The sequence below is a fragment of the Okeania sp. SIO2B3 genome, assembly GCF_010672525.1.
Taxonomy (GTDB): Bacteria; Cyanobacteriota; Cyanobacteriia; order Cyanobacteriales; family Microcoleaceae; genus Okeania.
In genome coordinates, this window is sequence record NZ_JAAHGH010000016.1 from 91,517 (window position 1) to 113,980 (window position 22,464).

Consider the following 22,464-nt stretch of genomic DNA (forward strand, 5'->3'; position numbering starts at 1 on the left):
CTGAAAAAGTACAAGGTTTTTGGCTCTTTTTGTCTCAAAATGCTAATATTTTTCCCTGACTATCAGAAAATATGGCCGTAGCAGATAGTCTAAACTGTTTCCTCTCTTGGTGCGCGTTCCCTTGCGACTATCGTCGTCGCGGGGTCGCACCGCTGTTGCCTTTCGGAGCTGTTGCCTATCATCACCATCAGACTTTTTCAGCAAACCCTATTTAGTACCAAGAATATAAACAACTTTACCAGTTTTAACTCCATAAATTACTAAATCAATTCGACAATAAATTTGAGAGTCAATAATATCTACTTTTTAGTAAGGATTTCCTGCGGAATACTGCGCAAACAGCGATAAACTATCAGCTATCAACTATTAATTCATTGCCTTGATAGTAGGAATTAATATTGAGAGATTTAAAGAGAATTCAAAGTATTAGAAAAAATTGTATTCAGGAGAGTTTTCTGAAAAATCGGCTTCTAATTTCACCTAGTTACTATATTCTTGCTTCAGTTTTTTTACGATCAAACCAGGAATTTATAAATCATTAATAGTAGTAGACTGATACTCAATTAACTCTAGAATTGACATATTAAATAATTGATTAATTCACGGCGTTGCTGAATCAAGGACTATTTCTAGTTGAGTAAAGAAACATTCCTCTAAATAGTTTCGTAATACCAATTTGAAAAAAGAATACTACAAAAAGGTAGAACTTGCTCGAATATGCTTAAAAATAGCTATTTCACTTCATTTTAGATAGTTATTTATATCATTTTTCCCTTTTTTTAAATATTTATCCCTTCTTCCTTCTTTCCTCTTCCCTCTTTCGTACGGACGTTGCATAAGGGCGTCCCTACCATTTGTAACAAACATTTATCACGCTTGTATAAGACTGTTCCTTATTTCTTCTTCCTTCTGCTATAAAAAATCCTGGGAGTCTGTCCAAAGAAAGTCTCCCAGGTTACCAGCTTATTTATAGCAAAATTTGTTCTATTCAACCGTATGGCCAGCAGCAACGATCGCTTGCTTAATGGACTCCTCAGATGCTTTGGTTTCCACAGTCACAATTTTTTGCTCCACATCCACTTGGACATCAGCTTCCGATTCCTGAGTTTTGATTGCTTTCGTAATGGTATCTGCACATCCACCACAAGCAATAGATGGAACTTTTAGTTGTATTGTCATATTAAAAATTAGTTTGGTTGTTACAAATTTTTAATAAGTATATAGCATTTTGATAGAGAATTAAGTACCCCTACAGTAGGGAACAGGGAACAGGGAATAGGGAACAGTGGGAAAAGCTTTTCTCTGTCTCAAGTTCATAATCAATCTATGTTCTAACCAACTCGTTCCCTGCTATAGAGATTCCAAATTTTAGATAAGCGATAAAATTATATTTTTATCAACTATATTTTCATTTTTTCCCCTACAAAAAATTCGGCTATAGCGTTTCTTAAGTTACTTAGGTACAGTTGTTTTTCTTCTTTTATATCACCGAATAATTAATAATTCAATAATTCAATAATTCGCGCCTTGAAGCCTCCCCCTTTCAAGGGAAAAAAATTTATTTTTCCCTTTCATTCAATCCTATCCGTTTTAGGGAGAGGGAATTACCAATTATCAATTATTGAACTATTCCTTGCTATAGAGATTCCAGATTTCAGATGAACAATAAAATTATATTTTTATCAACTATATTTTCATCTTTTCCCCTACAAAAAATTCGGCTATAGCGTTTCTTAAGTTACTTAGGTACAGTTGTTTTTCTTCTTTTATATCACCGAATAATTAATAATTCAATAATTCAATAATTCGCGCCTTGAAGCCTCCCCCTTTCAAGGGAAAAATAAATCTTTTTCCCTTTCATTCAATCCTATCCGTTTTAGGGAGAGGTAATTATCAATTATCCATTACCAATTATCAATTATTGAACTATTCCTTGCTATAGAGATTCCAGATTTCAGATGAACAATAAAATTATATTTTTATCAACTATATTTTCATCTTTTCCCCTACAAACAATTCGGCTATAGCGTTTCTCAAGTTACTTAGGTACAGTTGTTTTTCTTCTTTTATATTACCGAATAATTAATAATTCAATAATTCAATAATTCGCGCCTTGAAGCCTCCCCCTTTCAAGGGAAAAAGATTTATTTTTCCTTTCATTCAATCCTATCCGTTTTAGGGAGAGGTAATTATCAATTATCCATTACCAATTATCAATTATTGAACTATTCCCTACTATAGAGCTTCCAGATTTCAGATGAACAATAAAATTATATTTTTATCAACTATATTTTCATCTTTTCCCCTACAAAAAATTCGGCTATAGCGTTTCTCAAGTTACTTAGGTACAGTTGTTTTTCTTCTTTTATATTACCGAATAATTAATAATTCAATAATTCAATAATTCAATAATTAAGGTTTAAAGTCTCCCCTTTCAAGGGGAAAAAAGCGGTCGTTTGCGGAGCATTCCGTAGGATGGGATGGCTCCGAAACCTGCGCCATATCCAATCGACCAAGAGAATAAATTTTTTCCTTTTATTCAATCCTATCCGTTTTAGGGAGAGGTAATTATCAATTATCTATTATCAATTATTGAACTATTCCCTGCTATAGAGCTTCCAGATTTCAGATGAACAATAAAATTATATTTTTATCAACTATATTTTCATCTTTTCCCCTACAAAAAATTCGGCTATAGCGTTTCTCAAGTTACTGATTTACAGTTGTTTTTCTTCTTTTCTATTCCCTATTCCCTATTCCCGTAAGCATTCAGCTATTAGCTGTCAGCTCTCAGCAAAAAAAAAAGGGGGGTTTAATGAATATAGACTGTTTCAGCCAGCTTTTATAGTAAGTATAAATTTTGACTCAATTAGTAAAGCTTTTATCTAAAATTAAAAGCAATAGCTGATAGCTGATAGCTGATAGCTGTTTGCGCAGCATTCCGCAGGAAATGCTTACCTATTTCCCTGCTATAGAGCTTCCAAATTTTAGATGAGGAATAAAACTATATTTTTATCAACTAAACTTTCATTTTTTCCCCTATAAAAAATTCGGCTATTAACTATAAAGACTAGCAACATATTCTCCATAACCGTTATAAGGTAAAGTTGGAATTTTTTCCCAAGACCAACTAGCACCTTCACTTAAGACTCTCTCAGTTGCTTGTGACCATCGAGGGTGAGGCACATTAGGATTAACATTTGCTTCAAAAGCATATTCATTTGGCACCAAAGTATTCCAAAATGTTGCTGGTCTTGACTCTACAAATTCAATTTTTACAATTGATTTTGCCCCTTTAAAACCATACTTCCAAGGAATAACTTCTCTCAATGGCGCTCCATTCTGTTTAGGTAATGATTTACCATACATTCCTACTGCAAAAAAAGCTAATTCATTAGCCATTTCATCTATTCTTAAACCTTCTGTATAAGGCCAGGGATAACTATTAGCCCAAAAACCAGGACCTTTAGTAATTTCTGCATCGTAAAAAGAGGTAAAACGAACATATTTAGCTTTTGATGTTGGTTCCACATCTGCCATTAATAATTTCATAGGAAAACCTAACCAAGGTATTACCATTGCCCATGCTTCAACACACCGAAATCGATATATTCTTTCTTCTAGAGGAAACTTTTTTTGTAGTTCATCTATGTCATAAATACGAGGATTTTTGACTAAACCTGTAACTTCAACTTTCCAATTTTCAGTGGGTAAAGCTTGAGCAGCTTGCCAAATAGATTTATTACCACCAAATTCATAGAAATTATTATATTTTGTAGCAAGAGTTTCGCTTGTAATTGGTCGGTCAACCTCAGAAAAGTTAGGATTAATTGTGAATTTACCAGTCATTGGTAATGTTACCGCTTCTGAAATTGAAGATGTTTTGGAGTTCTGTCCACAACTGGTAAGAGTAGATAATGCAGTAGTACTTATACCAACACCGATTAAATTTTTCATAAACCGACGACGGTTTAAATAAGTAGTTTCTGGAGTTATTTTTGTTTCAGGAATTTCCCAAGATTTTTTGATCCGAATTAGAGGCATGGTTAATTGTTAGTTCTTATGAGGTTTTAACTTGAATACTGAAGATTGATGATTATTTCATCCCTAGTTCATAATATATAGCAGGTTTATTTAATTTGCAGACTTCACCCTATGAAGTTTGACCAAAAATCTTTTGTTTTAAGGGTAAGTATTCAGCCGTCAGCCGGCCTTCTATCGGAGGAACTGCGTTATCAGCTATCAGCTATTGATTTTAGTTAACGATAAAAGCTTTATTAATTTTATTACTAGAAAAGTTGGCTCCTTTGTCCTTCAAGTCTATATTAATTTAAATCTTAAGGAGAGAGTCTTGTTGCTGAAGTACGCAGTTCCGACCTAGGAGGCTAGCTGACAGCTAATAGCTGTTTGCGCAGCATTCCGCAGGAAATGCTTACTTTTAGGGAGTAGGGAATAGGTAGGGAGATTGTATGCAACCTCTGTATAGAATAGAAAAGAATAAAAACAACTGTAACTCAATAAACACTATATTTTTAGACTTAAAAATCTGTGGAGGAACTACGTTAAAAGTAATTAATAATAAATAATTACTTCTAAAATTTAGTCCGGGGACTTTGGCAATAGCTTTTATTCTTTCTCAATTTCTCAATTGCTTTTATTATCCCCAAAATTAATGGCTGAAGTACGCAGTTCCTCCGCAGGAGGCTAGCTAATAATTGATGGCTTAATGCTTAAAGCACTTCTGTTTTGTTTATGTAGAAAATATCTGGGAATTTGAAACCAGTAACTTTTACTTTGGTGGAACAAAAATTCACCAAATAATGGGCGTGAAAAAAAAGAATAATATATCTCTTGCCAAACTTTTAATTGAGTCAATTCAAGAGATGAACCAACAATTTTATCCCCTTATTACCTATTCCCTGACTTCTGCAAGAAGTCTAATGATAATAATTTTATACTTTATCTTTTCTTTCGCGGGTTTATTAATTAATATAGAATCCGGTTATATAGTATATGCTTATAACTCTATAATTACTTAAATCTCCCCCACTCCCCTACTCCCCTACTCCCTCCTGCCTTCTTCAAGTTTGTAGCTAAAATCTAAGAAATACTATCATCACTAACTTTCAGTAAGCAGGAAAAATGCCAGTTTTAACGGATTGATGGAAACTACCCGACAGGTTTTAACCCCTAATTACCTTGGCAGTTTGATATTGTTTTGCTAGTATAAATATTATAGCGTAAAAACTATATTATGTACCTAACCCAAAAAAACAAAATCAGAAATTTGTCTAGCCAGGAATTTAAAGCCTTAAGACAATTGTGCAGATTATCCAAAAATATGTACAATGTAGGGCTGTATTCAGTAAGACAATTTTATTTTGCTGAAGGCGGGTATTTACGATATGAATCAAATTACCATAACTGCAAAAATAATGAAAATTACCAATTACTCCAAACCGATATTGCACAGCAAACTTTAAAAGTTGTAGACAGGTCTTTTAAATCTTTCTTTGGGTTAATACAAAAAGCAAAAGAAGGGCTATATAGATTTGAAAAAATACGAATACCTAGACATCTAAATCAAGAAGGGTATTTTCCTTTAATAATACCTCGAATAATAATAAAAAACTGGTATTTTAATATCCCGATGTCTAGAAAATTCAAGGCTGAATATGGTGCAGTAAAAATACCCTTTCCTCAAAGATTAGTTAATAAAAATCTAAAAGAAGTCCGTATAATTCCAAGATTTAACGCTAGTTTTTTTGAGGTTGAATTTATCACAGAAGAAATCCCAAAATCAGCAGTAAAATCTAATAATGCACTAGCTATTGACCTTGGTTTAGACAATCTAACTACTTGTATATCAAATACTGGGTCATCGTTTATTCTAGACGGTAGAAAGCTCAAATCAATCAACCAGTGGTACAACAAAGAAAATGCTAGATTACAATCTATAAAAGACAAGCAAAGCATTAAAAATTTAACCCAAAAACAAATAAGTATTACAATTAATCGAAACAACAAAGTTAGAGATTACTTAAACAAAGCAGCTAGATATTTAATTAACTGGTGCAGAGATAACGTAAGCATTCAGCCGTCAGCTATCAGCTATGAGTTATTAGCTCATTATCAGCTCAAAAGAGGATTAGTCTCCAAGGATAATTAAAACTTATAAAAAAAATGTCTTCAGCTAACCTTAGTAATTTCTTGAATATGTTCAAAAGCTGATAGCTGAATGCTAATAGCTGAATGCTTACAAGATAACAATATATCCGATATTGTTGTAGGCGTTAACCCAGGCATGAAAAAAAATATCACCCACCCCCATCCCCTCCAGGGAGGGGAGCAAGAGGGGTCGGTATCATAAAGTTTGTACAAATACCACACAATATTTTTAGGTTCAAACTACAATCTATGTGTAATAGATATGGTTTGACTTATCAAGAACAGGAGGAGTCTTATACATCAAAAGCTAGTTTTCTAGATAATGATGAAATACCTGTGCTTAATGCCGATAACCCAGTTAAACAAAGTTTTAGCGGTAGACGGATAAAGCGCGGTTTGTACAGAACCAGGCAAGGAAAATTGATAAATGCTGACGTAAATGGCGCTGCAAATATTGGAGTCAAAAGTAACCTGAATGGGTTTAACCCAGACAGACTAGAGGCATCTTTGGCTATGCCGTTAAGGGTAAAATTTGACGTGAAGAAAGTCCGTCAAATTTATTCCACTTAAGAATCCACACGACTTTTAGTCCGTGGAGTGTCAAAGAACAAATATGCTAGTTGATTGCTGATTATGAATCCTCGCATCAATTCTCACAGCCAAAATCCAGAAGACCCTGACAAGAAAATTGTCAGTCAAAATGAGACAATAGGGGGAATATCCAACTGCCCCCCTATACTCAAAGAACGCTACCAAGTCGTCAAACCCTTGGGTGAAAGCGTCTGGAACCATACATTTCTAGCCATTGACCAAGACAAACCTTCCAAACCGCCGTGTATCATCAAAGAGTTTGTCAACCTAGACGACAGAAAAGACCTAGTTTTTCAGGGTCAAGGAGTTATTCCCACCTTTAGTTGCAACCCAGTACAACTAGACAAAATCGGAAAACATCCCCAGATTCCAGAACTATTAGCCTCTGTAGAACACGATGGCCACCGTTATCTCGTACAAGAGTATATTGAAGGCCATAATTTAGCCACAGAACTTATAGAAGATGGTGTCTTTAGTGAACATAAAATTTGGCAAATATTAAACCAGTTGTTGCCAGTCTTGGAGTTTATCCACGACCATCACCTGATTCATGGAGATATTAAACCAGAAAACATTATTTGTCGGACAAAACCAGGAACAAATACTCAAGAATTTGTTTTAGTTGATTTTGGTGTGACCATTTCCGCTACTGGAGATTTATTATCAATAGGAAGTATAAATGGTTCTGCTGAATATGCTGCCCCAGAACAAACAAAAGGGAAAGTCTACCCCAACAGTGACATTTATAGTTTGGGAGTAACTTGTCTCCACCTATTGACCATGGTTTCACCCTTTGAACTATTTGATGTTAAAGCAGATAAGTGGGCGTGGCGAGACTATTTAAAACATCCTATTAGTAGGCATCTGGGTCGAATATTAGACAAAATGGTACAACGAAACCATCGTCAACGGTATCAGTCTGTGGCAGAAGTTATTAAAGATATCAAATATGGACCAACACCAGTAGATGTTATCCTACAGAAACCACGGTGGACCGTAACTGCTTGGGGAGCAGCAGCGATCGCTCTGTTATCTTTAGTTATTAGTTCTCGCTTACCATCTCCCCAAACTCAGCCATTATCTTCATCCACCAATATTCCTAAGTTAGAACCAAGGCCACCTCGGCCACCTCAACTAAAAATAGATGATTTTGACTCTAATATAAGTACCCTTCCTCCCATATCTCCATCTACGGGAATCATAGACCGACTTTCTCCACTGCAAACTTTAGCTACCACTTCTGGCCCAGTTTGGTCAATCGCAGCTAGTCCTAATGGTCGTATTATTGCCAGTGGCAGTACGAATGGAAATATTCAACTGTTACATCTGCGTAGCGGTAATAATCTTGGTAAATTATCAGGACATGACGGACCTGTGTGGTCTGTTGCTGTTAGTCCCGACGGTCGTACTCTAGTCAGTTCTAGTAGTGATAGTACGATTAAAATTTGGAATATCTACAGTGGTACTTTGAAAAATACATTGTATGGTCATCTGAAGGATGTGTTCTCTGTAGCTATTAGTCCAGATGGAAATACTATTGCCAGTGTGAGTAAAGATAAAACTATTAAACTTTGGGATTTGAATAGTGGTTTACTTTTATATACTCTTTATGGACATTTAGATGAGGTTCAGTCTGTTGCTTTTAGTAGCGATGGTAAGACTCTGGCTAGTGGTAGTAATGATGGTACTGTTAAGCTATGGGATTGGCGTTATGGTAGATTATTACGCACACTCAGAGGACATGATGAGCCAGTATGGTCTGTTGCTATTAGCCCAGATGGTAAGACTTTAGCTAGTGGTAGTTGGGATAATACGATTAAACTTTGGGATCTGGACAGCAATAGTCCCCGACGAGTTGTTAGGCGTTCTCAACGTACTTTGATGGGTCATTCAGAGAAAGTACAGTCTCTGGAGTTTAGTCCTGATGGTAAGACTCTAGCTAGTGGAGATTTTGGCGGTACAATCAAACTCTGGCAAATAGATACAGGTGGTTTGATGGGAACACTGAAGGGACATTCGGCTTGGGTGAATTTGACTTTTGACCCTCGAGGCAGAACTTTGATTAGTGGTAGTTTTGATGACACGATTAAGGTGTGGCGCTTTTCTCCTTCTAGATTTTAATCTTTTTTAACCATGGTTATTTAGAGCGATCGCTACTTTTGTCAGTTTTTCTCTGGGCAAATGAAAGGCGATCGCTTACTATTGATTAGCCAAAATATTTCTCATCATCTACACCTAACACACTCCTCACAAGTTCAAAGAAGAACCTTGACTAAGTGCTACTCAGTAATATCAGTCATAATAAAAGTAGGAAACTTTAGTCTTTTTACGCTTCACTTTTACATAGCCCAACTGTGGCTCTTTTACACCGTTTTCCTAACCGTTGTCATATATTTTCAAGAATTCAGGAATATTTAGATAATTCGGGTTACCATGTAAATGCTGATATATTACCTGCGCCACATACTTAATAAAGTCCGTTAAGTTCTCAGCAAAAATTTCCTGCAATTTATTTATCAAAAACTCACGGGCTAAATCCAATTTTTCTTTTTGCAATCTGACAATTATTTTTTCTATATCCGGTTTGATCTTAGCTTTATTAATTATCTCCTCAGACAGAATTTTGGGTGATGGGGAATGGCCAATTAAATCATCTTTTATTGCTTTCTCGATGATTTCACCCACTTCAGCGATCAACTCTTGCCTTGGATCTTTAAATCCTAAATGTAGAAGTATTATCCTGGCTACAAGTTTTGATAGGTCAGGAATATCCAAATAATCTAAATAATTGGAGATAGCTAAGTTATACCGAAGACTATAACCAGGTATATCGGAGCAGATCTGCTGATAGTTCCCATCCTTACTCAAAAACTTGAAAAAATCAATTAATAGATCAATTAATAGATTGGGGCGAAGGTATGGTTCGTACATAGTTTTGGCTTCATCAAGCAGTTTTTGTTCCCACCAATGAGGTATCAAATCAACTTGACTCCAGACGCGATCTGTTACTTTACCTAAGTTTTGGTCATAATGTTCAGCAAAGCTTTTATTACCGGGAGTAAAGCCTGCAATTGGCAAGACTGATAAATCCGCTTTATTTTCAGGGTCCCACTCTGAGCGCCGATCGCTAAATGACAAAGCAAGGGTAGGTGAAAGTGAGCCTCCTAGACTAAACCCAGTGAAGATAATTGGCATCGGTTTTTTGGTACTTCTCATCACCTCCTTGAGGTAGTCCATTAGTGACTTACCATCAGATGTCATTTCACAGACAGCTTTGAGTGCAAGACTCATGCCTGCAGAAACTCGTATACCTATTTTGTCTTCTACTTTTTCTATAAGATCAACATTCCATGGTTTACCATTATTCCAAAGTTTGGTCTCCCATACATACACATCCTCTACGATACTGTACAATGAAGCTTTACTTGTCCCAGCGATAGAAATGACATAGCTATCAAATTCATCACCATCACGTTTGGCTGCCATGTACATGAGATTATCGGCAACTCCTGATGTTGTTCCGTTACGGGGATGCTGATAAACAACTGGACCCCAAACAAGCTCCCATGTTCCAATTAATTGCTGTACCTTGGGAGCTGATAAAATCTCTGGGAGTATTGTTGTTGCAGATTTTTGTAGCTCTGATTGTGTTCCCCTCTTGAGGGCAGGTTTGGAACCCCAACCAGGACAAAGGAGATTAGAAGCCCAAGACAGGCAATAGATTTGTTGCTGCTTATTGTATTGAGTCATAGTTTAAGTATGAAGTTTGCTCAGTATAAGTTAAAGTATGAATTATTTGACATCAGATTTCAAGTATATGAAGTACAGATATTAACAATTATAGGACTTACGCTTCCTTACCAAAAGTCTTTTAGTAGGGGTAGGAGACAACCCACCCGCGGGTCTCTCCCAGGAGGGGAGGGGAAGACAGGAGACAACCCACCCCTGACCCCTCCTTGGAGGGGAGAAAAGGGAATGAGCGAGGAGGTAGGAGCGGGCGTTTTGTCCCAAGATTGTTCTGCCCAACTATGAGCCTAAAATACTAACTTTCACTTTGCTAGTCTATCAGCAAAGTTTGGGTTAAATAGAGTTGTCGCTAAATAAAGGGAAAAAATCGCTCCAACCTAGACAGAGCAATAATTCTAAGCTTTTTTGCTAGCCAAGAACTACAATCCTTACATAACAAGGTTTCTGGGAGTTTTTTAAGTTATAAAGCGACAAGTCTAATGAAGATAAGCGAAGGTTGAAATTTGCCAGTACAATAATAAAAAATCAAATCAATTTCCGTAAATGACGGTTCAGGTAAGACCAAAACTCATAAGGTATAGATCTCAGGACTTATATACTTTCCTTCTTTCTTATTCACTTCTTGCAACAAAGTTTTAGAAGGTTAAAAATGTTATTTTGAAACTATATTTGTCTACTCTGGAATTCTTGGTTAACCCACTGTTCAAATATTTTGGCTCCAATTTTATACTGCTCATCATCAATTTTTTGAATTACTCCTGTACCAGCTAATACCTCAAGAGCATCTGCCACTTCACCAATGCTTAAATCAACTTTTTCAGTTAAAGATTCTGCTGTTCCCATTCTCTGTTTTATCAGTTTTAAGTAAACCGATCGCTCAATAAGTAGCGCAGATGGTCTAAATTTTCTGGTCGCTCTTGTTGAAGGTTGAATAACACTGGAAATGCTCGATAGTCGTAATTGCTAGAGGTCAGAAACCGATGTTGAATCTCATTTAATAAGCTGGTTTTTCCCAGACGATGACCTCCTAATAAAATGCGTACTGAAAAAGGCGATCGCTCAACAGCTTTCAAAATATCATTGCGCCCAAAAAAGTAACGGGTGTCTGATATTGGCAGTTTAAAATCTGGTCTGACGAAAGTTGCCACTCTTGGTTCTCCTATTGTTTCATCATAATTTTTTGGGAAGTGTAAAACCAGCCTGTTTTAACGGCTGGAGGAAAACGACGGGCGCGGGTTTTAACCCATAGTTGCCTTGACATCTATGAAAGTTTTCGCTATTATAAAGCAAAAATCAAATTATGTATTTAACCCAAAAAAACAAAATAAGAAACTTGTCTAGCCAAGAATTTAAAGCATTGAGGCAATTGTGCAGATTGTCCAAAAATATGTACAATGTAGGGCTTTATTCTGTGCGACAATTCTATTTTGCTGAGGGCGAATATCTAAGATACGAGTCAAATTACTATTACTGCAAAGATAATGAAAATTATCAGCTACTTCAAACTGATATTGCACAACAAACTTTAAAAGTTGTAGATAGGTCTTTTAAGTCATTTTTTAGTTTAATACAAAAAGCTAAAGAAGGACTATATCGGTTTGAGCAAATACGATTACCTAGATATCTAAATAAGGACGGTTATTTCCATTTAATAATACCTAGAATCAAGGTAAAAGATGGATATTTTAATATCCCAATGTCTAGGAAATTTAAAGCTCTTTATGGTGCAGTAAAAATCCCTTTTCCTGAAAGACTAGCTGATAAGAATCTCAAGGAAATTAGGATAATTCCTAGATTTAATGCTAGGTTTTTTGAAGTTGAATTTATTACAGAGGAGGAACCACAGCCAGTAATAAAATCTAATAATGCACTAGCAATAGACCTTGGTTTAGACAATTTAGCCACTTGTGTATCAAATACTGGGTCATCGTTTATTCTAGACGGTAGAAAGCTTAAATCAATCAACCAGTGGTACAACAAAGAAAATGCTAGATTACAATCTATAAAGGATAAACAAGGCATTAAAACTTTAACCAAAAAGCAAGTTAGCATTACAGCAAATCGAAACAATAAAATTAGAGATTACTTAAATAAAGCTGCTAGATATTTAATCAACTGGTGCATAGATAACAATATATCCGATATTGTTGTAGGTGTTAATCCCGGCATCAAAAGAAATATTAACTTAGGCCAAAAAACTAATCAGAAGTTTGTACAAATACCACACAATGTTTTTAGATTAAAACTAAAAGCTATGTGTGATAGATACGGGGTAACTTACACTGAACTTGAGGAATCTTATACATCTAAAGCGAGTTTTCTAGACAACGATGAGATGCCTGTTTACAATGCTGATAAGCCGACTGAATATAGTTTTAGTGGCAAGCGGATAAAGCGTGGTTTGTACAAAACTAAGCAAGGAAAATTGATAAATGCTGATGCTAACGGTGCTGCAAATATTGGAGTCAAAAGCAACCTGAATGGGTTTATTCCGGACAGACTAGAGGCATCTTTGGCTATGCCATTAAGGGTAAAATTTGACGTGACTTCAGTCCGACAAATTTATTTCGCTTAAGAATCCACGCGACTTTAGTTCGTGGAGTGTCAATTGCATCCGCAACCATTGAGACAGAAGTGGTAATTTTATTTGATACTCATCTTCTACTCCTGACTCTTGCCGTAGAATTAAACCAACTGATTCTAACCACAGCAAAGCATCTAAACACTCACTTTCTGTGAATTGATTTTGCAGTTTTTTCAGTATACCAGATGATGGAATTCCTGACTCAAGTTTTTCGTTGCAAGCAAGCAACCGAATAATTGCCATTGCTGACTGAAATTCCCGTTTTTCTATGTCGCTCCAAATATTTTGCCCGCAGTAATCTTTTAATACTCCTGAATAAGTAAAGGGTTTGTTCAAATAACGTTGGGCATCAGCAAACTGGATATTTTCTTCATGCTCTTTTGCCACTTTCTTCCACAATAAACTTGCTAACTGCCGAGACACAAAGGGATGTCCGCCACTTCTAATATGAATTTCACTCAGAGTTTCTTCGTCAAAAGTAATTCCCATTAAGTTTCCAATATCAGTCAACATTCTATTGGTTTCATCCGCAGAAAAAGGCACGACAAAAGTTTCCTTGAAAAAGTTAAACACGGGATTAGTAGGTACATTAGGTTGCTGCCATTGATTGATGCGATTAATATCTGGATGAACATCCGCCACCAGTAGAGAAAGAGAACGTTTTTCCTGACTGACTGCTCGTAATGCTCCGAAAAAAGCATTGCACTCCTCCGCTCGCTCTTTTGTATCTGTCTCAGTGGGAATGATGCGCTCAATTTCATCTAGAAAAATTAGAATGGGAAGTTGATAACCGAGTTGAGAAAGTTGTTGAGTCAAACTTTGTAACTGTTGAGTAAATTCTGTTGTGAGATGAGCAGCAGGGCGATCGCTCTCAAATAATTTAGGGACACTTAGAGTTTTGGCGGAACGGGACTCAATTAGTTGAGACAGTTTTGACAAAATTTGATTAAACAACTCTGCACCATAACGTGGTTTACTCCCGTAAGTTTGCAAGTCAATATGAACTAAAGGGTTTTCTCGCATTGCAAATCCCAATTGCAACAACAACGAAGTTTTCCCAGACTTGCGCAAACCAAAAATGCCAATACCCTGACCTCGACGTAGATTTTCTTCCAAACGTTGTAGTAGTTCCCCTCGACCAAAAAATGTGAGAGTATCGCCGATGGCATTGCTGTCATTAAATAGGTCTGCCTCCGGCAAATAGCGTTCTGTGTAATCAGCTAAAAGTCCTGAATATCCTTCCCCCTGTTGTAGTGATTTTTCCACTGCTGTTAGAGGAATGGGAATGAGGATAAAGCGATCGCGCAATCTTACTTCCGCCATTCGCAGTCGGAAAAGAATATCTGGAGGTTCCCGATAGAAAATAATTCCTGCTTGTTGTTGGTTGGATTTTTTCATTTTGGTTGCTTGTTGCACTAGATCGACTACATCTTGAGCATCAGGTTGTTCTATTGCTAGGGAGACAGGTATGGGAATGTAGTATTTTAGCTTGCCTGCAGCAGAGGTGATTTGCAATCCATGTTTGCCATTGTCGCGAGTTGTTGCCCCTGCTTTTTGCAGAAATTTTTGTACCTCAACTTTTAATCTATCTGTCGCTTCTTGAGCTAATTGCTGAAATGCTAGATTTCGCACCTCAACTTTTAATCTATCTGTCGCTTCTCGATCTAATTGTTGAAATATTAGATTTATTACTATATCTACAAATTTATTTTGAAATGTAATTATAATCCGACGTAGAAATAAATTCGGGCGATACTGTAGATACCAGAATAGTAAACCTCCAGCTAACACTATGGAACTTAAAATTAGGAACACAACTCGGCGGAAATTTCTAGCATAATGACTTCTAATCTCTGACTTATCATCAGGTTTTGAGATTTGACTATCAATATACTGGTCAAGTGATTCCTTGCTCTTCTTAAATTCATCCTTAGACTCCTGAGATTCCTTAAAATCTGGATGATACCTCATATAGTCTTCAAATTTAAAAACACCTTGACGATCTGTTTTTCCAATTACACCTGCTATCCCAAATTCTTTTGACAATATAGCTTCCAGTTTCAAAGCAGAATCATTAGGTTCTGGATCGGGGTATTCTTCCTCTAATTCCTTCACTTTTTGTGCAATTTCCCTATCAATTTCCTTTTCTAAGTAAGAAGCTAGAAGATTTCCACCTATCATCCAGAGCGCCACCAACCCTACAACACCAAACACCAACCAGCGAAAAAATGTGAGTTTAGATTTAAACATGAGGACAACAGAAAGTTCAAAAGTTTAAGAAAGCTAATTCTATCAAGTCATTATTAAGTTTAACTCACTACACAAACAGGTAAAAACTCCTATTGCGACATACGCAATAAAACCAGAAATAGAACTGAGTAAAAATTCCTATTGCGACATACGCAATAAAACCAGAAATGGAACTGAGTAAAAACTCCTATTGCGACATACGCAATAAAACCAGAAATGGAACTGAGTAAAAACTCCTATTGCGACATACGCAATAAAACCAGAAATGAAACTGAGCAAAAACTTCTATTGCGACATACGCAATAAAACCAGAAATGAAACTGAGCAAAAACTCCTATTGCGACATACGCAATAAAACCAGAAATGAAACTGAGCAAAAACTCCTATTGCGACATACGCAATAAAACCAGCAATGGAACTGACAGGACTTACGCGCGGACACTAAATCGAGAGGGCGAATGCCATTCGCCCCTACAACTGAGTAAAAACTCCTATTGCCGACATACGCAATAAAACCAGAAATAGAACTGAGTAAAAACTCCTATTGCGACATACGCAATAAAACTAGAAATAGAACTGAGTAAAAACTCCTGTTGCGACATACGCAATAAAACCAGAAATAGAACTGAGTAAAAACTCCTATTGCGACATACGCAATAAAACCAGAAATAGAACTGAGTAAAAACTCCTATTGCGACATACGCAATAAAACCAGCAATGGAACTGAGTAAAAACTCCTATTGCGACATACGCAATAAAACCAGAAATAGAACTGAGCAAAAACTCCTATTGCGACATACGCAATAAAAATCGTGCTATTGAATGGATTTGATATTAGTTAGTCATCTGGAAATTGCCAACAAGAAATACGTTCAATCTCGGAACTTTTGCAGTTCGGACATATCCCTTCAAACGAGGAATCTACCCATTCATATCCACAGTTGTGACAATGACAAAAGATATTATTAGTATTAGCTAACTCAATTTTTTTCTGCCAAGCTTGCAATAATGAAAGATCTTCTTTTTTATTATTAGTTTCTGACATTTCTCTTGACGATATTCAAATTAAGGCGTTGCTGAATTGAAGTATGAATGCGCGATTGTTTGGTTCTGGTAAAGCCCCCGCGCATCCCACAATTTTGGGGGACTTTTAGAGTTTTATTCCCCCCAATTTTGGGGGGCGGCGGGGGGCTTGCATCATACCCAGAATCAGCAACACCCAAATTAAAATATAGAACTACAGGATAATAATTGGTAATATAAAGCATACAAAACTTTTGAAAAGTCACATTAATAACTTCTGACTTCTAACTTCTGAATTCTGACTTCGTTAACTCTTTCCTAACCAAGCAAAAGCTCGACGCAACTCAGCAGTACCATTTTTTTCATACCACTTTCCATGGGATAAAATAATTTTTTGAGGCTCCCATTTTAACATCTGCTTGAAACAGTCACGAGCTTGATTTTTTCGCCCCCAAAATGTTGCTCGCAAATCCAGTGGTGTTTTACCATTTGGAGCTGCACAACCAATCAACTTTATTAGAAAACCAAATTTTTTACTAACTTTATCCAGCTCAAAGTTTTCAATCAAATCTGCCAGAATAAGTGTAGAACTTTGGCGGTGAAAAAAAACTACTTCATCCATAAATCTACTACCTCGAAAAATTAATTGAGCAATTTCTTCTGACCATTCAATAGGCGCTTCATCTGCTAAAAAAGCATGAAAAGTCACCTCAATTTTCTGTTGTGCTGCTCGTTCTAAAACTCCTGGTGAAGCCCATGCAGTAGCTTCTGGATAAGCTTTTGCCCAATTATGAATGTAAGTATAATGAATTTTGTTAGGTGAAATTAAGTGACGCACTACACCTAATTTATCAATTTCTGCTTTTAATTGTGGGGTTAATTCTACAGGAGAATGACACCATAATTCACCATTTTTTAGTCGCACAATTGTCATGCGTGTAGGGAATGGAATCCTGGTTCCATACATTGCCATTGTGACAATTCCTCCATCAACAATCCAAATGTTTTCATCTACTTTTTTAGGAATATTAATTGGTTCATACAAATCGATAATATTTTTACTCATAGGAAAACTTTTTTTAGTTTTATCCTTAAAAAAAAAGGAAGAATTCATTAATAGATAATTGATAATTACCTCTGGTTAAAAGCGTTACGGAATTGAATACAAGGAAATATTATTTCTTTTCTCTTGGTCGATGGTCGGACAGCGAGGAGACCTCGCCATCCCACCCTACGGGAAGCTGCGAATCTCGACCGCTTTTTCCCCTTAAAAGGGAAGACTTTAAACGATAATTATTTAATTATTAATTATTAATTATTAATTATTCGGTAAGAAGGAAGAAGCAAGAAGGAAAAATATTGTTCTGAGTTTTAAGCTTTTGATATGTCTCAACCTCTTGTTTAACTGCTATAAACCCATCGTAAATTTTAATTCCTAGCTAATAACCAAAGTAATTTCAAAAATAATTATTGAGGACTTATATTATGTCTGGATAATTAGCGTTCAAAAAAAATTCACTTTTTTCTCCTCTTTCTTCTTCCTTTTTGCTTCTTTATTCTTCTTTCTTCCCTTCTGACTCCTGACTCCTTTTCTTTTTCCTTCTTGCTTCTTTATTCTTCTTTCTTTCCTACTGACTCCTGACTCCTCAAGAATTAGAAAACTGCTGTAATTTACTAACTAAATGGTCAAAATAAGGAGCTAATTCTACTTGCTTTTCTTCAGAAAATCTTTTTAAGCTAGCCGTTTTAACTGCTTCTAAACCTAACACCATTGCTGATAGTGGTACAAGCAATTCTTGATAAAGTAAACTCATATAATGCAGACCTTCAGCACTTGTAAAATCTGTACGATCGCCAGCAATTCCATAAGTAATACAACGTAAAAAATGCCAGAAGTCTCGCCAACAAGCTTCGGCTCGTGCTGGTGGATATAAATCGCCTCCTTCTGCTGTAATATTCGGATATTTTGCTAATACTTTTTCCCTAGCTTCATCAACTATTTCTGCTGCACAATCTCGAAGTAAACTAGCAGCTTCAAGAGAAAAAGTTGGCATTTTTTCACAATTTTTGAGTACCTGTAAATCATCATCTGTTAAATAACGACCTTCATCATCAGACATTTGAAATAGTTGAATTACTTCTTTTGGTAAAACCCCTTCCCAAGTTTTAAAACTAACTATTCTCGCTTTAGGAATTAATTGTTTGGCTGTTTCAGTTAAAGATGTAGGTTGTTGTAAACGCAGCTCTTTCAGGGTTTTATCAATAAAGGACAATTCTGGATGTTGTTCTAACTTGGCCATTACCTTGGCTTTAGGCATCTTAACTTTTTTCGCTGTTTCTATAGTTTCATTGACAATACGCTCCTTCAATTGCTCTAAACCTATGATTACTTCTTCTATTTCTTGAGTTTTTGGTGTTGAAGTATTGGCTTCTATAGTTTCAGACATAATGACTTTCTCATCAATTTTTGTATTTTTCTGAAATTTATCATCCCAGATTTAGGGATTAGTTGCTAGTATTTGTAAAGAAACGTAAATAAAATTAAGGAAGCCTTAACATGGAAATAAACCAAATTCAGTTATACTTAAATAGCTCTAATTCTCAAGATAGACTCAAAGCACTGACCGAGTTGAGAAACTACGAAAGTGAAATAGCAATTCCTTTGCTCATAACTAGACAGCGCGACCCAGAATTTCTAGTACGTTCATTTGTAGCAATGGGATTGGGCAATAAACGCAGCCCAGAATCATTTAAGATATTACTGGAAATGATGAAAAATGACCAAGACTACAATGTGCGAGCTGAAGCTGCAAACTCCCTATCTAAATTTGGAGAAGAGTCAATTCCTCATTTACTAGAAACATTCCGTCAAGACGATAACTGGTTAGTACGTCGGAGTATTCTCGCTCCTCTTATAGATATGTCATTTCCTGAAGCACTATATGAAGTTTGTCTTTGTGCGATCGCAGGGGAAGATTTGACTGTCAAGGAAGTTGCCATTCATGCTTTAGGTGCTTTGGCAGGAACAATTAAAGAAACCGAAGCTTTACAAAAACTTTTAGATTTTGTCAGTGCTAAATCTTGGATGACCAGGTTGCGAGTTGCTCAGGCGTTAAGGAGATTTGAAGACCCTCAAGCAAAAGCCGCTTTAAGTTATTTGAGCAAAGACGAAGACCATAGAGTAGTAGGTGCAGCTTTGGAGAGTTCCCTGTCTTAAGACTCTTACTAAACTCATCAGATATGATAGTGGGAGATTAACGATCGCCTTTTGGGGAGGGAAAGCGATCGTTATGCGATAGGTACTACGTCCTTTTTCATATAAAAGTTGATAATTTCTAATGAAAAATATTTTAATACTCCCCATTAGACCTCTGCCCATTTCCTGCTTTTACCCCCTTAAAAAGATCTCAAATGGGTTCTATAAATCTGGAATTAAGATGTTTGCTCATGGAGACATCTATAAGAAGATATTAAACACAAGAGCTAATAAATGAGGAATAATTCTAATAGTGACTATAAGCAGTATCTAACTATTTTCTGGCTGCTATTGAGCTGTATCGCTGCTACTCCGACTATGGCCGCAATGCCATTCTCTGCCAAACAAAAAGCTGAGATAATCGAGCGGATCAATATTTGTCAAGAACCCATATTTAAAGATGGATACGAAACATCTAGCTTCAAAATTTCCGTATTTGAAGGGCAAGGTGGTGGCTTCATCTATTGTGGTTACAACAAGGCTACAAAAACAAAAATTGTTTTACCTGCATCTCGAGGGGAAAATTTCGATAAATTTACTTGGAAAGCCAAAAATGGAAATGTAGAGTATATCATTCAGTATGTTAGTGAGTTAGGTGGCAATGAACTGAGAATCGTCGAAAATGGTTCTCTTGTTTATAAAGATGATGCCTTTTCAGTTTTCCCTCCTTAATTCTAATTAGCGGACGACGCTCCCCTTCGGGAGAGCGCGGGTCTCCAACCAACCTTGAGATGAAACGTCACTACTTTTGCGGAAATTTGTAATACTTAATCCTTCAAAGTCGATCGCATAGTCGGGAACATGATGGCATCCCGAATACTTTGAGTATTGGTCAACAACATTACTAAACGATCAACTCCAATACCCATTCCACCACAGCTAGGCATCCCCAAGGACAACGCTTGAATAAAGTCTTCATCCATTGGATGTGCTTCATCATCTCCTGCATCTCTCTGGGCAATTTGTTCCTCAAAACGTTGGCGTTGGTCTTGGGGGTCGTTTAACTCGGAGAAACCATTGGAATATTCTGTACCATGAATAAATAACTCGAATCTTTCGACAAAACCTGGTTTGCTATGATGTCTTTTTGCTAAGGGACTGACTTCTACAGGAAAATCAATTACAAAAGTAGGTTGAATTAATGTTGACTCTACTTTTTGGTCGAAAACAGCATATAAAAGATAACCTAAACTTTGTGTTTCTAATTTGGATAATTTTAGGTTTAATTTTTCTACTGCTTTAAGAGCTTCTGGCAATTCTAAGTTATCAAAATCTAGTCCTGTTTCATCTTTAACTGCCTCTACCATTGTTTTAACTTGCCAATGTTTGCCAGTGAAATTAGGATATTTTTGACTATGGTCATATTGACGTTCTAAATTAATAGTTTGTCCTTGATATTCTATCTCTTTTATATCTCCTAAAACATTAGTCATACAATAACAAATAACATCTTCTACCAAACCCAAAATTTCAAAATAATCTGCATAAGCTTGATAAACTTCTAGGGAAGTAAATTCAGGATTATGGGTGCTATCTATTCCTTCATTTCTAAATACTCTACCTAATTCAAATACTCGTTCAAAACCACCACAAATTGCCCGTTTTAAAAATAATTCTGTAGCAATTCGTAGATATAAATCTACATCTAAAGCATTATGATGAGTGATAAAAGGTCGAGCAGCAGCTCCTCCATAAATTGCTTGTAAAACTGGTGTTTCTATTTCATAAAATCCAGCATCCCAAAGATATGTACGAATACTTTGTAAAATTTTACTCCGCATCCTAAAACGCTGTAAAGATTCGGCATTTCCAGCTAAATCCATTTCTCGATGACGACGACAAATTTCGGGGTCATTTACACCATAATAAGAGTCAGGAAATGGAATAATAGCTTTGGAAATAATATCGAGTTTATTTACCTGAATTGATAACTCACCTCGGTTAGTACGACAACCTATTCCTTCCGCACTAATAAAGTCTCCTACATCCAGAAGTTTTTGTATTTGTTTAAAGCCTAAACCAGGGTCTCCCTTAACTAATTTTTTCTCAATTTTAAGTTGAATTTTTCCACTTTCATCTGTTAGGTTAATAAAACCAATACTACCACTATCGCGCTTAGTAGTAATACGACCACAAACTTTTAATAATTTTTCATCAGGGTCTGCTTCCCCTGGTTCTAATTCCTTTGCTGGTGGGGAAAATAGGTCTATAACTTGTTGAGCAGTGTGCGATCGCTCTACTGCTTTACTAGGATAGGGATCTATTCCCAGGGAGCGTAATTCTTCAACTCTTTGTGAACGAACTTCTGCTTCGTTCCTGGTTTCGCTTTTAGGCATTGGTAGTTGTATTCTATATTTGGTTAATGAGGTTAGTATAATACCATAGTTTTTCTGTTTATAGGAGGTGATAAAGATTAAATTATTCCAAAGTTATTTGGAGGTTAAAAGTTTGGGATTGAAGAAGGAAGAAGGAAGAAGGAAGGAGGAAGAAGGAAGAAGGAAGAAATAAAAAGGAAAAAGTGGATGGAGATAGTGAACTATCTGCCACTTCGTATATCATAACCCCAACTAATTAACTAATTGTAAATATTGTGTATACGGCGGGGTATTCAAGCCAAAATAAAAAGATAAAAATAATGTTATTGAAGGTTGTTTTTGTTTTTAATAAGATTTGAAATAGACAAAAAATTAATGGCAAATATTTTTTTTTAGATATCAATATTTGTAAGCATTTCCTACGGAATGCTGCGCAAACAGCTATTAGCAGTCAGCGAGCCTCCTCCGGAGGAACTACGTTAACAGCAATTAGTAATAAATAATTACTTCTAAGGTTTAGTCCAGGGACT

17 protein-coding genes are annotated in these 22,464 nt (G+C 36.1%); 6 read left to right on the plus strand and 11 right to left on the minus strand.

The window, feature by feature from the left end:
- Positions 1–42: 42 nt before the first annotated feature.
- From F6K15_RS15485 to msrP, 3 genes are all read right to left on the minus strand, one after another.
- Positions 43–204, minus strand: a complete 162-nt coding sequence (locus F6K15_RS15485; RefSeq protein ID WP_293062147.1) for a hypothetical protein — start codon at positions 202–204, stop codon at positions 43–45.
- A 780-nt stretch (positions 205–984) separates the two neighbouring features.
- Positions 985–1,179: a heavy-metal-associated domain-containing protein gene (locus F6K15_RS15490; RefSeq protein WP_293062149.1), complete on the minus strand. Its 195-nt coding sequence runs from the start codon at positions 1,177–1,179 to the stop codon at positions 985–987.
- 1,878 nt (positions 1,180–3,057) lie between these two features.
- On the minus strand, positions 3,058–4,044 hold the full coding sequence (gene msrP, locus F6K15_RS15495) for a protein-methionine-sulfoxide reductase catalytic subunit MsrP (protein ID WP_293062151.1): 987 nt from the start codon (positions 4,042–4,044) through the stop codon (positions 3,058–3,060).
- Positions 4,045–5,254: 1,210 nt separating this feature from the next.
- Between msrP and F6K15_RS15500 the strand changes: the two genes are divergently transcribed.
- The 3 genes from F6K15_RS15500 (at position 5,255) to F6K15_RS15510 (ending at position 8,880) form a co-directional block, all read left to right on the plus strand.
- Positions 5,255–6,169, plus strand: a complete 915-nt coding sequence (locus F6K15_RS15500) for a transposase (RefSeq protein ID WP_293062153.1) — start codon at positions 5,255–5,257, stop codon at positions 6,167–6,169.
- A gap of 248 nt (positions 6,170–6,417) precedes the next feature.
- The gene (locus F6K15_RS15505) at positions 6,418–6,738 is read left to right on the plus strand and encodes a hypothetical protein (protein ID WP_293062155.1); all 321 of its coding nucleotides are present in this window, start codon (positions 6,418–6,420) and stop codon (positions 6,736–6,738) included.
- A gap of 63 nt (positions 6,739–6,801) precedes the next feature.
- A complete protein-coding gene (locus tag F6K15_RS15510; protein ID WP_293062157.1) occupies positions 6,802–8,880 on the plus strand; it encodes a protein kinase in 2,079 nt (692 codons plus the stop codon).
- A gap of 255 nt (positions 8,881–9,135) precedes the next feature.
- Here the strand turns inward: F6K15_RS15510 and F6K15_RS15515 are convergent, their stop codons facing one another.
- The 3 genes from F6K15_RS15515 to F6K15_RS15525 all read right to left on the minus strand — a co-directional run bounded on the left by F6K15_RS15515 (position 9,136) and on the right by F6K15_RS15525 (position 11,654).
- Positions 9,136–10,509, minus strand: a complete 1,374-nt coding sequence (locus tag F6K15_RS15515) for a hypothetical protein (RefSeq protein WP_293062159.1) — start codon at positions 10,507–10,509, stop codon at positions 9,136–9,138.
- Positions 10,510–11,169: 660 nt separating this feature from the next.
- The gene (locus tag F6K15_RS15520; RefSeq protein ID WP_293062160.1) at positions 11,170–11,349 is read right to left on the minus strand and encodes a hypothetical protein; all 180 of its coding nucleotides are present in this window, start codon (positions 11,347–11,349) and stop codon (positions 11,170–11,172) included.
- A 17-nt stretch (positions 11,350–11,366) separates the two neighbouring features.
- Positions 11,367–11,654 (minus strand): hypothetical protein, encoded by a 288-nt coding sequence (locus F6K15_RS15525; protein WP_293062162.1) that lies wholly within the window; start codon positions 11,652–11,654, stop codon positions 11,367–11,369.
- A gap of 152 nt (positions 11,655–11,806) precedes the next feature.
- Here F6K15_RS15525 and F6K15_RS15530 point away from each other — a divergent pair, with 152 nt between their 5' ends.
- A complete protein-coding gene (locus F6K15_RS15530; protein ID WP_293062164.1) occupies positions 11,807–13,081 on the plus strand; it encodes a transposase in 1,275 nt (424 codons plus the stop codon).
- Here F6K15_RS15530 and F6K15_RS15535 read toward each other — a convergent pair.
- The 4 genes from F6K15_RS15535 to F6K15_RS15550 form a co-directional block, all read right to left on the minus strand.
- Positions 13,055–15,340, minus strand: coding sequence for a hypothetical protein (locus F6K15_RS15535; RefSeq protein WP_293062166.1), 2,286 nt, complete (start codon positions 15,338–15,340; stop codon positions 13,055–13,057). The genes F6K15_RS15530 and F6K15_RS15535 overlap by 27 nt on opposite strands.
- Before the next feature lie 838 nt (positions 15,341–16,178).
- A complete protein-coding gene (locus F6K15_RS15540) occupies positions 16,179–16,385 on the minus strand; it encodes a hypothetical protein (RefSeq protein WP_293062168.1) in 207 nt (68 codons plus the stop codon).
- Between the two features lie 285 nt (positions 16,386–16,670).
- Positions 16,671–17,429 carry a DUF4336 domain-containing protein gene (locus F6K15_RS15545; RefSeq protein ID WP_293062170.1) on the minus strand — a complete coding sequence of 253 codons (759 nt, stop codon included), beginning with the start codon at positions 17,427–17,429 and terminating at the stop codon, positions 16,671–16,673.
- A 580-nt stretch (positions 17,430–18,009) separates the two neighbouring features.
- Positions 18,010–18,810: a phycobilisome protein gene (locus F6K15_RS15550; RefSeq protein WP_293062172.1), complete on the minus strand. Its 801-nt coding sequence runs from the start codon at positions 18,808–18,810 to the stop codon at positions 18,010–18,012.
- Between the two features lie 110 nt (positions 18,811–18,920).
- Between F6K15_RS15550 and F6K15_RS15555 the strand changes: the two genes are divergently transcribed.
- On the plus strand, positions 18,921–19,580 hold the full coding sequence (locus tag F6K15_RS15555; protein ID WP_293062174.1) for a HEAT repeat domain-containing protein: 660 nt from the start codon (positions 18,921–18,923) through the stop codon (positions 19,578–19,580).
- A 273-nt stretch (positions 19,581–19,853) separates the two neighbouring features.
- A complete protein-coding gene (locus F6K15_RS15560; RefSeq protein WP_293062175.1) occupies positions 19,854–20,291 on the plus strand; it encodes a hypothetical protein in 438 nt (145 codons plus the stop codon).
- Between the two features lie 95 nt (positions 20,292–20,386).
- On the opposite strand, the gene lysS is transcribed toward F6K15_RS15560, so the two are convergent.
- Positions 20,387–21,955, minus strand: coding sequence for a lysine--tRNA ligase (gene lysS / locus F6K15_RS15565; protein ID WP_293062177.1), 1,569 nt, complete (start codon positions 21,953–21,955; stop codon positions 20,387–20,389).
- Positions 21,956–22,464: the final 509 nt, after the last annotated feature.

What these genes read in the sequence shown, in the direction of transcription:
- F6K15_RS15550 (WP_293062172.1), bottom strand. Translation starts at nt 18,810, where the DNA reads ATGTCTGAAACTATAGAAGCCAATACTTCAACACCAAAAACTCAAGAA.
- F6K15_RS15530 (WP_293062164.1), top strand. Translation starts at nt 11,807, where the DNA reads ATGTATTTAACCCAAAAAAACAAAATAAGAAACTTGTCTAGCCAAGAA.
- msrP (WP_293062151.1), bottom strand. Translation starts at nt 4,044, where the DNA reads ATGCCTCTAATTCGGATCAAAAAATCTTGGGAAATTCCTGAAACAAAA.
- F6K15_RS15490 (WP_293062149.1), bottom strand. Translation starts at nt 1,179, where the DNA reads ATGACAATACAACTAAAAGTTCCATCTATTGCTTGTGGTGGATGTGCA.
- F6K15_RS15510 (WP_293062157.1), top strand. Translation starts at nt 6,802, where the DNA reads ATGAATCCTCGCATCAATTCTCACAGCCAAAATCCAGAAGACCCTGAC.
- F6K15_RS15560 (WP_293062175.1), top strand. Translation starts at nt 19,854, where the DNA reads ATGAGGAATAATTCTAATAGTGACTATAAGCAGTATCTAACTATTTTC.
- F6K15_RS15545 (WP_293062170.1), bottom strand. Translation starts at nt 17,429, where the DNA reads ATGAGTAAAAATATTATCGATTTGTATGAACCAATTAATATTCCTAAA.
- F6K15_RS15505 (WP_293062155.1), top strand. Translation starts at nt 6,418, where the DNA reads ATGTGTAATAGATATGGTTTGACTTATCAAGAACAGGAGGAGTCTTAT.
- F6K15_RS15520 (WP_293062160.1), bottom strand. Translation starts at nt 11,349, where the DNA reads ATGGGAACAGCAGAATCTTTAACTGAAAAAGTTGATTTAAGCATTGGT.
- F6K15_RS15500 (WP_293062153.1), top strand. Translation starts at nt 5,255, where the DNA reads ATGTACCTAACCCAAAAAAACAAAATCAGAAATTTGTCTAGCCAGGAA.
- lysS (WP_293062177.1), bottom strand. Translation starts at nt 21,955, where the DNA reads ATGCCTAAAAGCGAAACCAGGAACGAAGCAGAAGTTCGTTCACAAAGA.
- F6K15_RS15515 (WP_293062159.1), bottom strand. Translation starts at nt 10,509, where the DNA reads ATGACTCAATACAATAAGCAGCAACAAATCTATTGCCTGTCTTGGGCT.
- F6K15_RS15535 (WP_293062166.1), bottom strand. Translation starts at nt 15,340, where the DNA reads ATGTTTAAATCTAAACTCACATTTTTTCGCTGGTTGGTGTTTGGTGTT.
- F6K15_RS15555 (WP_293062174.1), top strand. Translation starts at nt 18,921, where the DNA reads ATGGAAATAAACCAAATTCAGTTATACTTAAATAGCTCTAATTCTCAA.
- F6K15_RS15540 (WP_293062168.1), bottom strand. Translation starts at nt 16,385, where the DNA reads ATGTCAGAAACTAATAATAAAAAAGAAGATCTTTCATTATTGCAAGCT.